The organism is Enterococcus italicus DSM 15952 (genome assembly GCF_000185365.1).
In the GTDB taxonomy this organism is placed as follows: Bacteria; Bacillota; Bacilli; order Lactobacillales; family Enterococcaceae; genus Enterococcus_G; species Enterococcus_G italicus.
The window spans coordinates 18500-27594 of sequence record NZ_GL622241.1 but is presented as its reverse complement, the minus strand read 5'-3'; the positions used below and the strand labels follow the sequence as shown (position 1 = coordinate 27594).

The window sequence follows — 9095 nt, the reverse complement described above, 5'->3', positions numbered from 1 at the left end:
AAGTTGTTTTTCCAACTTTTGGCTTTTTGTCGTAGTTATTCGAATGTAGCAAAACTAGTCATGTCATTCGTGTTGGTAGCGTGAAGCACTTCGTCATTCGGGAGCAATTCACGCTACTTCAATACGTTTAAAATTGAAAATAGGAAGCTTCTTGAGCCGCGTGTACACCAGCACTATGGCCAGTACAAAAAGCAGCAGTGATATTAAAGCCACCAGTGTAGCCATTCACGTCAACTAATTCTCCAGCAAAAAAGAGCCCGTTCTTCTTTTTACTTTCCATCGATTTTGGTTGGATTTCTTTCGTATTGACTCCACCACCAGTTACAAATGATTTTTCAATTGGTAGGGTCTTATTGACGCGAATTGGGAAGGCTTTCCATTTCTCGACAATCGATAGGATTTGAGCTTCAGTCAGCTGATTTGCGGGTGTATCGGCTAGGCCTAACTGTTCTAAATAAAAGACCAATAACCGGTCTGGCAAAAAGGCAGCTAGTTCATTTTTGGCTGCTTTTTTTGATTGATGAAGCTTAGTGGTGATGGATTGAAGAAGCTCTTCTTTCGATCGTTCAGGGAAACAATCCAACACAACAGTCACGTCTGGCTGACTTTCCAGTAACTGATTAACGAAGGAAGAACAACGCAATGCTGCTGGACCAGAAAGGCCAAAGTGCGTAAACAATAGATCCATCTTATGTTCAGTCACAAGCTTCCCTTGATTGTCGAGTACTTGTAACAAACAATCCCGTAAAGAAATCCCTTGCAGCTCTTTGGAATGAATAAAGGCTTCGTCAGAAAGTAACGGTGACTCCGTCGCATAGAGTGGCGTAATTGTGTGGCCGACTGATTTAGCAAAGCGATAGCCATCGCCAGTCGAGCCAGTCGAAGGATAGGTTTTGCCACCTGTTGTTAATATGACACAGGGAGCTTGAATGGTTTCAAACTCAGTCTTCACTCCTGTTATATGGTCGGCATCGAACAACAAAGATTTGACGGTTGTATTCGGCAGTAATGTCACGCCTAGCTGGGTGGCAGTTTCTACTAAGGTATCGACAATGGTTTTTGATTTATTTGTCACTGGGAACATCCGTCCGTGATCTTCTTCTTTCAAAGAAACGCCATGGCTTTCAAAAAAGTCCATCACATCGAAATTATTGAATTGTGAGAACGTACTGTAGAGAAATCGGCCATTGCCAGGGATATGACGAATCAGATCATCGACTTCACGGTTATTTGTGACATTGCAACGTCCGCCACCAGTCATCAAAAGTTTCTTGCCGTATTTTTTATTTTTATCAATTAGGACAACTTTTGCACCTTGCTCGGCAGCAGCAATGCTAGCCATCATCCCACTTGTGCCACCACCGACAACAATGACATCGTATTTTGTATTCATAGTTCCTCCATCAAAAGGTAACATTCCAATGTAGAAAAAGTATGCAACCTTGGTTATTTTTTGCTAATATATGCTAATATATATAGTATCAAAAAAAGGAGGAACTTACATGACAAATACAACTACAAATTATATTCAGAAAATTCAAACAAAAATTCACGAGAATGATCCCAACCAGCCTGAATTTTTACAAGCGGTGGATGAATTTCTTTCAACAATAACGCCTTTTTTAGAAGAGTATCCTGAAATTGAAGAACATAACTTACTAGCTGTTGTGACAGAGCCAGAGCGCTTGTTGCAATTTCGTGTCCCGTGGCAAGATGATCAAGGAAACTGGCAAGTCAATCGCGGCTACCGTATCCAATTTAACTCTGCCTTAGGACCATATAAAGGTGGCTTACGCTTCCATCCCTCTGTTAACTTAAGTATTTTAAAATTTCTAGCCTTTGAGCAAATATTTAAGAATGCTTTGACCGGTCTACCAATTGGTGGTGGGAAAGGTGGAAGTGATTTTGATCCAAAAGGCAAATCAGATTCAGAAATCATGCGTTTTTGCCAAAGCTTCATGCTAGAGCTAAGTAAACACATCGGTCCTAACTTAGATGTTCCTGCTGGGGATATTGGTGTCGGTGGTAGAGAGATTGGCTATCTTTTTGGTATGTACAAGCGTCTTCGTTCCTACGATGCAGGTGTCCTAACAGGGAAGCCGCTTGATTTCTGGGGAAGCTTAGCACGTACGGAAGCAACTGGCTATGGGGTTGTCTATTTTGTGAAGCATGTATTGGCCGATCAAGGACAATCATTTGCAAATAAAAAAGCCATCGTCTCTGGTAGTGGAAATGTTGCCATCTACGCAATTGAAAAGCTACAAGAATTAGGAGCGAATGTCGTAAGTTGTTCAGACTCAAATGGTTACATCATCGATGAAAGTGGTATCGATGTTGCCTTGCTAAAAGAAATCAAAGAAGTGAAGCGTGAACGCCTTACAGCGTATGCACAAGCAAAAGAAACGGCAACGTACTATGGAGGATCGGTCTGGGCGCATGAATTATCCGCTGAACTAGCCTTTCCTTGTGCGACACAAAATGAAATCGATGAAGAAGCTGCGAAGCGATTGGTAGCAAATGGTGTGAAGGTCGTTGCTGAAGGGGCAAATATGCCGGCTTCTCTTGAGGCTGCGAATTATTTTGTGGACAATGGGATTTATTACTGTCCAGGGAAGGCAGCGAATGCTGGCGGAGTTGCCGTATCTGCTTTAGAAATGAGTCAAAACTCTCAACGCTTGCAATGGACATTTGAAGAAGTCGATAGCCAACTAGATGGAATCATGAAAGACATCTATGAATCTTGTCGCGATACAGCAGAAAAGTACAATCAAAAAAATAATTACTTACTCGGTGCCAATGTTTCTGGTTTTGAAAAAGTTGCTAAGGCAATGCTTAGACAAGGACTTGTCTAGTTTGAGAGAATAGGCTCTATATCAATCTTTGCTTGCCATTTCACCAAAAAAAAGTAAAGTTAAGGTGTAGTTAATTTATCTCATAGGAGGAAAAGAAATGACCCATATCTCATTTGATTATTCAAACGTTGCACCATTTATTAATGAACATGAATTAGGGTACATGCAAGGAATGGTTTCATCAGCTGACAAAATGTTACGTGAAGGAACAGGACCTGGTAATGATTTTCGTGGATGGTTGACTTTACCAAAAGACTATGACAAAGAAGAATTTGCACGCATTAAAAAAGCAGCTCAAAAGATCCAAAAAGATTCAGATGTTCTTGTCGTTATCGGTATCGGGGGTTCTTACTTGGGTGCTCGTGCAGCGATTGAATTTTTGCATCATTCATTCTTCAATGTATTACCAAAAGCTGAAAGAAACTATCCGCAAATTTTCTTTGCTGGTAACTCGATTTCATCGACCTATTTAGCAGATTTAATTGAAGTCATTGGTGATCGTGACTTTTCAGTTAATGTGATTTCAAAATCAGGTACAACGACAGAACCAGCAATCGCATTCCGTGTCTTTAAAGAACGCTTGATTGAAAAGTATGGTAAAGAAGAAGCAAACAAACGCATCTATGCCACTACTGATAAAGCTCGTGGTGCGGTGAAAGTTGAAGCAGATGCAGAAGGTTGGGAAACATTTGTGATTCCTGATGATGTTGGTGGACGCTTCTCAGTCTTGACAGCTGTTGGTTTATTACCGATTGCAGCAAGCGGAGCGGATATTGATGCGTTGATGCAAGGAGCGGCTGATGGTAGCGATGCCTACTCAAGTGATAAATTAGAAGAAAATGAAGCCTACCAATATGCTGCATTACGCAACATTCTTTACCGTAAAGGCAAAGTGACAGAATTATTGATTAATTATGAACCAGGTATGCAATACTTCTCTGAATGGTGGAAACAATTATACGGCGAATCAGAAGGAAAAGATCAAAAAGGAATCTATCCATCTAGTGCGAATTTCTCGACAGATTTGCATTCGCTTGGCCAATTCATTCAAGAAGGAAACCGCAACATTTTTGAAACAGTCGTTAAAGTGGAAAACCCACGCAAATCAGTCACAATTCCGACACAAGATGCTGATTTAGATGGTCTAGGGTATTTACAAGGAAAAGAAGTGGACTTTGTTAATACCAAAGCATTTGAGGGCGTTCTTTTAGCTCATACAGATGGTGGCGTACCAAACCTTTTAGTGAAAATCCCTACGATGGATGCCTATACGTTGGGTTACTTGATGTATTTCTTTGAAGTAGCAGTGGGTGTGTCAGGATACTTGAATGGTGTCAATCCATTTGATCAACCAGGGGTAGAAGCGTACAAAAAGAACATGTTTGCCCTACTAGGCAAACCAGGCTATGAAGAATTATCAAAAGAATTGAATGCACGCTTATAATTCGATGTTTTCGGATGCTATAGCAACGCATGCAATCAAATAATTGAAATTGAAGCATGACAAAGAACCGTCAATTTTGGCGGTTTTTTTGTACAGTCAAGTAAGAAACTGCACAAAAATAGCACATTGTATGTTTGAAAGAACACATCGATGCTTTAATCTGATCTAAATCAGATGAGAAGTTGTTGTGATATACTTAAAAATAGTTCTTTTTTTTGGCAACATATAGTGAAGGCAGAGATTTCTAGTCTGCAATGTCTAAACAAAAGAAGCGAGTGAGGTAAATGGGCTTTAAAATAAGAGTAGGAAATGAAAGTTTTGAATGGTTCGACCAAAAATTGGTTTGTTCTAGTCACGAAAAAATGCAAGAGTTGATTGAATCGTTGAAAGATCATATTCCGACTGTAATCGCATTTCCGGATCTAATTGATTATGATGATGATTTGACAAACGGAAGGAATGCCTATTATACGATTTTGGGATCTTTTAAGGAATGCGAAGTAGTAAAAAAACCAAGTGAAGACTTTTTAGGATATGGTTACGTAGAAGGAAGGATATATTAATGAAAATTTAAAGTGCATTCTTCATGGTGTGCTTTTTTGTAACAAAAAAAGGCCATTTTTAGCACTAGTCTAAAAACGGTCTTTATCGTTTGCTTTCGTCAGACTGTCCACAAGTCATTGTCAATCGAACCTCTCTTATTTGTCAGATTTTAAGTTCTTAATCGCATCTTCAATCGTTACGCCATATGCAAAGTGAGTTTCATCTTTGGCATCAATAGCTAAGAAAGCATTTTTGACAGAATCGAATGCAATTCGATACGTCATATTTGTTTTGGTAAATGTCATTTGTCATTCCTCCTTCTTTTTATAGATGGTGCTTTTAACACCATCTATAATCTACCACTAACTCATTTTTTTTTCAAAAAAACCGTCTTTCGAGTATAAAAAATCTTAATCATTCACAAAGTTAGCCAAATCCAAGGACAAAAAATGCTAATTTATCAGCATAAGAAACAGTTCGGATTGCGTTCTTTGCTTGGTTTAAATAGTCCATTCGATCAGTAATCACCCCATCGACGCCGTAGAGCATCATTCGTTCGATGGTACTCTTATCATTGGGCGTCCAGGCGTAGAGTTCTTTTCCACTGTTATGGACGAGTTGGACATATTTAGCAGTCAAAGATGTCATTTCCATCACAATGATATCTGCTTTTGTCTCAGGAGGACTCACTAGATTAAAGGGAGTAATATAACCTGTTTTGATAGTAGGTGCTTGTGTTTTTATTTGCTCGACGACATTATAATTTAAGGATTGCACTTGGTGATGGTCCTCTTCAATAATGGATTCGTATTTTTCTAAAAAGCGTTTGACCATTGCTTTAGGGTTATCTTGTTGCGTTTTTATTTCGATTAATAATTTTTGATTCAGAGATTGCGCTGCTTTTAAATAGTTATCAAATGTCGCAATTTTCCCCGTCTGACCATTTTCATGTAAGACCATTTTTTCGGCGGTCGCTAATGTACTTTTTTCAGGAACCAGTCGGCTATTTGCTAGGTGATTATAAGTGAAATCATGATAGACGATAAACTGATGATCACTGGTTTCCTGTATATCAATTTCAACGTAGTCTGGATGATACGATGTAGAAGTCTTAATTAAACTAGGAATTGTATTTTGAATTCCTTGGACATCCGAGACTCCGCGATGTGAGATGGTGACTGGATTGCTCAATGAAAAAGTAGTCAAATACGTGTAATTATAACTCAATGCTACAATGCTTGTCAGAATGCTGATGAGTAAAAGCAAATGCTTTGAAATAGCGGGCAGACTAGTCGAAATTGGTGTTACTTGTATCAGGTTCGGTAAACGATGATTTCTTTTCATAATCTCAACCATATAGAAAAAGCTACTAAATGTGGTTAAAATGAACGAAAAAAATAAAGTGATTTGTAAACAAAGCATAAAAAAGACAGCCGCATACAAAGCAAAATGTGGCCATGCATAGTCTAAATAAAACTGAAAAAAAGAAATAATCGACAAAATTAGGGTATTGACGACACTGATCAAGAAAAAAAGCAAACCAAAGCTACTTAGCATCAGTAAAAACGCATGCTTGGTTAATGTAAAACTTTCTCTGATAGCATCACGGACAGTTAGTTTATTTAAGATCAGCTCAGGTAAAACAAAAAAGAAGCGGTACCCTAAATACAAAAGTAAGAGATAAAGCAAACAAAAACTGATAACAAATAGCCAACGATTCGTAAAAATATAATCTAAGATAAAGGCAGGCAGTTGAACTTTGGCCAATAAGTCAGAGCGATAAACCAAAAAGCTAAAAGGTGAAAGCAAGATGACGTAGAACAAAAAGAAAACTAATACGGCCGGGTTTAGAAATCGGATTTGTTTTGAAGACAATACTACAAGCTGTTTTATGGACACAGGACGATGATTTGTAATGAAGTACATGCTGTATAGTAAAAAAGAGAATTCAAAAAATAAAATGAGCAAAAATGTCAGAAACAAACAAATAAAGGCTATAAAAAGAAAGGGTTGCTTAGCCAAGGTATGTGGAAAAGTAGCAAGGCTAAAGTAATGTACATCTACCCGAGACAATAAAAATTTGGTTAAAAATGTTAGTCCAGGTATTGCGACGATTAGAATAAAGAAATGAGCTAATAATACGTCACGAATATAACTTGGACTATGTTTTAAAAACCGGATGGTCCATAAAAAATGATATTTGAGTTTTGACATAAAACATTCCTCCAAAATAAAAATACCTAGCCAGTGACAACGACATCCATCAAAGAAGCTTCTTTTGGAAAGACGTGGTCACTAGATAGGTATGTCAATGGTGTAATTTAACCAAGCAGACTTGAAAGAAAAGTACCGCCATAAATTAATGCTAGACTATACAAATAAATCGAGAAGGGCTTAGCTAAGAAAATAATAAGCGCATATCGCTTAAATGATATCGTCGTTAAACCAGCCATTAAACAAAGAGCATCATCTGGCGCAACTGGTAAAAAGATTGCCAAAGCAAAAAGTCTTTCAAATCTTTTTTCATTTGCTAACCAACCTGAATACTTTGTGTAGGTGTGATCACTAATCAAACTTAAAATAAATGGTTTACCATAGCGACGAGCAAGCAAGAAGATAATCAATGAGCCTACTGTAATACCGATATAATTGTAGAGGAAACCAGCATAAGGACCAAATATTAATACTCCTGCCGCAGTAGATATCCCACCAGGAATAATAGGGATGACTACTTGCAAAATCTGTATGAGAATAAAGATGATTGGCCCGGCGACAGTCGACGTACCCACGAGTCCTCTAAGAGATTGCATATCTTTAAAGACACCAAGATTATAGAAATAGATGGTCAAGGCTACTGAAAAGCCGATCCCTACTAGCGAGATAATATTCATAATACGTCGTGAAACGGCAACATTCATGCTCTTCATCTCCGTCCAATTCATTGTTTTCTTTATCATAAACAGAAAATTAAAAAAATGCCAGTATAGCAACTAGTATTTGCCGAACGATTTTGTAAGGTCTTATTAAAAAATAAAAAGTTACTTATCGCACTTTTTTCCTAAAGTGCCATTTAATTACAAGTTGTTCGACTAAATTAGTCATCATAAAGGCTGCTGCGATAGCTCCAGCAGTAATAATGACTGTCAACATACTTTGGAAACCGTCAGCAGGATTACCTAACACAAACTCTCTTACTGCTTGATAAGCAGGTGCTCCTGGTACGAGTGGGACCAGACTGGGTACGATAAAAATAATCATCGGCATTTTTTTTCTCCTTGAAAAAAAGATACTTGCCAGTCCTATAAAGAAGGCTGCAAAAAAATTTGCAGAGCCGATTCCAAATGAATGGGCACGCAAGATGAGAAAAATCAACCAACTAATCATCCCTGCAATACCAGAAGCATGCAGCGCTCTTCTAGGAATATTGGCTATAATGCCAAAGCCAATCGTACTAAAATAACTCAAAAGTGCCTGAATAATCCATTCCATTAAAGCAATCCTCCAAATAAAGTCAACGCAACCGCAATCCCGACTGCGATGGCTGATGCAACTATAATTGCTTCAGTACCTCTCGCTTGCCCACTTATGATATGGCCAGCAAGAATGTCACGAAAAGAATTGGTGATCGCTACGCCAGGGACAAGTGGCATCACGGCACCAATGATAATATGATCGGCATTCAGTCCGTGAAAGAAAAAACTTAACAAAATAGCAATAACACCGATAAGAAATGCGGAAAAAAACATATCAAAAAAGCGAAGTTCTATTTGTTTTTTTATGAAGACACTAATATAGAAGCCAAATGTACCCACAAAAAAAGTCGGCACAAACTCACTCCAAGTCCCACCAAATACATACATTAGGGTGCTACTTACTAGGCCAGCTCCGATTAATTGCAAATAAAATGGAAAAGAAGGGGTGTAACGATTGGCTTCTTTTAGTGATTGATTTAATGTATATAGATCAATTTTGTTTTCGGCAAACTCACGAGAAAGGCGATTAACTGCGACAACTTTTTCAAGATTGATTAAGCGATCACCGACACTTTCGATTTGGGTGAATTGTTTGTTCCGAAAACTCATAAATATACCAGTTGCTGTAACGTAACTGACACTTTCGGGTTCACCACCATTTCTGGCTATCCGATTCATCGTATCTTCCACACGATAAACTTCAGAACCATTCTCCATCATAATTCGTCCAGCTAAGAGACAGGTCTCCATTAATAACACGCGCGTATCCGACATGAAATCCTC

The 9095-nt window shown here is 38.3% G+C and carries 9 protein-coding genes; 3 read left to right on the top strand and 6 right to left on the bottom strand.

The window, feature by feature from the left end:
• Window positions 1-127 precede the first annotated feature (127 nt).
• Window positions 128-1393 carry a BaiN/RdsA family NAD(P)/FAD-dependent oxidoreductase gene (locus HMPREF9088_RS00125; protein ID WP_040365950.1) on the bottom strand — a complete coding sequence of 422 codons (1266 nt, stop codon included), beginning with the start codon at window positions 1391-1393 and terminating at the stop codon, window positions 128-130.
• A 109-nt stretch (window positions 1394-1502) separates the two neighbouring features.
• Here HMPREF9088_RS00125 and gdhA point away from each other — a divergent pair, with 109 nt between their 5' ends.
• The 3 genes from gdhA (at window position 1503) to HMPREF9088_RS00110 (ending at window position 4859) form a co-directional block, all read left to right on the top strand.
• Window positions 1503-2852 (top strand): NADP-specific glutamate dehydrogenase, encoded by a 1350-nt coding sequence (gene gdhA, locus HMPREF9088_RS00120; RefSeq protein WP_040365948.1) that lies wholly within the window; start codon window positions 1503-1505, stop codon window positions 2850-2852.
• Between the two features lie 97 nt (window positions 2853-2949).
• Window positions 2950-4296, top strand: a complete 1347-nt coding sequence (locus HMPREF9088_RS00115; RefSeq protein ID WP_007207044.1) for a glucose-6-phosphate isomerase — start codon at window positions 2950-2952, stop codon at window positions 4294-4296.
• A 284-nt stretch (window positions 4297-4580) separates the two neighbouring features.
• Window positions 4581-4859: a hypothetical protein gene (locus tag HMPREF9088_RS00110; protein WP_007207043.1), complete on the top strand. Its 279-nt coding sequence runs from the start codon at window positions 4581-4583 to the stop codon at window positions 4857-4859.
• A gap of 135 nt (window positions 4860-4994) precedes the next feature.
• Here HMPREF9088_RS00110 and HMPREF9088_RS12030 read toward each other — a convergent pair whose 3' ends face one another.
• From HMPREF9088_RS12030 to HMPREF9088_RS00090, 5 genes are all read right to left on the bottom strand, one after another.
• Complete coding sequence (locus tag HMPREF9088_RS12030) at window positions 4995-5144, bottom strand: hypothetical protein (protein WP_007207042.1); 150 nt, start codon at window positions 5142-5144, stop codon at window positions 4995-4997.
• A gap of 121 nt (window positions 5145-5265) precedes the next feature.
• On the bottom strand, window positions 5266-7053 hold the full coding sequence (locus tag HMPREF9088_RS00105; RefSeq protein WP_007207041.1) for a glycerophosphodiester phosphodiesterase: 1788 nt from the start codon (window positions 7051-7053) through the stop codon (window positions 5266-5268).
• Between the two features lie 107 nt (window positions 7054-7160).
• A complete protein-coding gene (locus HMPREF9088_RS00100; protein ID WP_040365946.1) occupies window positions 7161-7757 on the bottom strand; it encodes a TVP38/TMEM64 family protein in 597 nt (198 codons plus the stop codon).
• A gap of 124 nt (window positions 7758-7881) precedes the next feature.
• Window positions 7882-8328 carry a threonine/serine exporter family protein gene (locus HMPREF9088_RS00095; RefSeq protein ID WP_007207039.1) on the bottom strand — a complete coding sequence of 149 codons (447 nt, stop codon included), beginning with the start codon at window positions 8326-8328 and terminating at the stop codon, window positions 7882-7884.
• Window positions 8328-9086, bottom strand: coding sequence for a threonine/serine exporter family protein (locus HMPREF9088_RS00090; protein WP_007207038.1), 759 nt, complete (start codon window positions 9084-9086; stop codon window positions 8328-8330). The genes HMPREF9088_RS00095 and HMPREF9088_RS00090 overlap by 1 nt, the downstream gene beginning before the upstream one ends.
• Window positions 9087-9095: the final 9 nt, after the last annotated feature.

Coding starts and splice junctions, on each gene's coding strand:
- HMPREF9088_RS00125 (WP_040365950.1), bottom strand. CDS start 1,393: ATGAATACAAAATACGATGTCATTGTTGTCGGTGGTGGCACAAGTGGG.
- gdhA (WP_040365948.1), top strand. CDS start 1,503: ATGACAAATACAACTACAAATTATATTCAGAAAATTCAAACAAAAATT.
- HMPREF9088_RS00115 (WP_007207044.1), top strand. CDS start 2,950: ATGACCCATATCTCATTTGATTATTCAAACGTTGCACCATTTATTAAT.
- HMPREF9088_RS00110 (WP_007207043.1), top strand. CDS start 4,581: ATGGGCTTTAAAATAAGAGTAGGAAATGAAAGTTTTGAATGGTTCGAC.
- HMPREF9088_RS12030 (WP_007207042.1), bottom strand. CDS start 5,144: ATGACATTTACCAAAACAAATATGACGTATCGAATTGCATTCGATTCT.
- HMPREF9088_RS00105 (WP_007207041.1), bottom strand. CDS start 7,053: ATGTCAAAACTCAAATATCATTTTTTATGGACCATCCGGTTTTTAAAA.
- HMPREF9088_RS00100 (WP_040365946.1), bottom strand. CDS start 7,757: ATGAATGTTGCCGTTTCACGACGTATTATGAATATTATCTCGCTAGTA.
- HMPREF9088_RS00095 (WP_007207039.1), bottom strand. CDS start 8,328: ATGGAATGGATTATTCAGGCACTTTTGAGTTATTTTAGTACGATTGGC.
- HMPREF9088_RS00090 (WP_007207038.1), bottom strand. CDS start 9,086: ATGTCGGATACGCGCGTGTTATTAATGGAGACCTGTCTCTTAGCTGGA.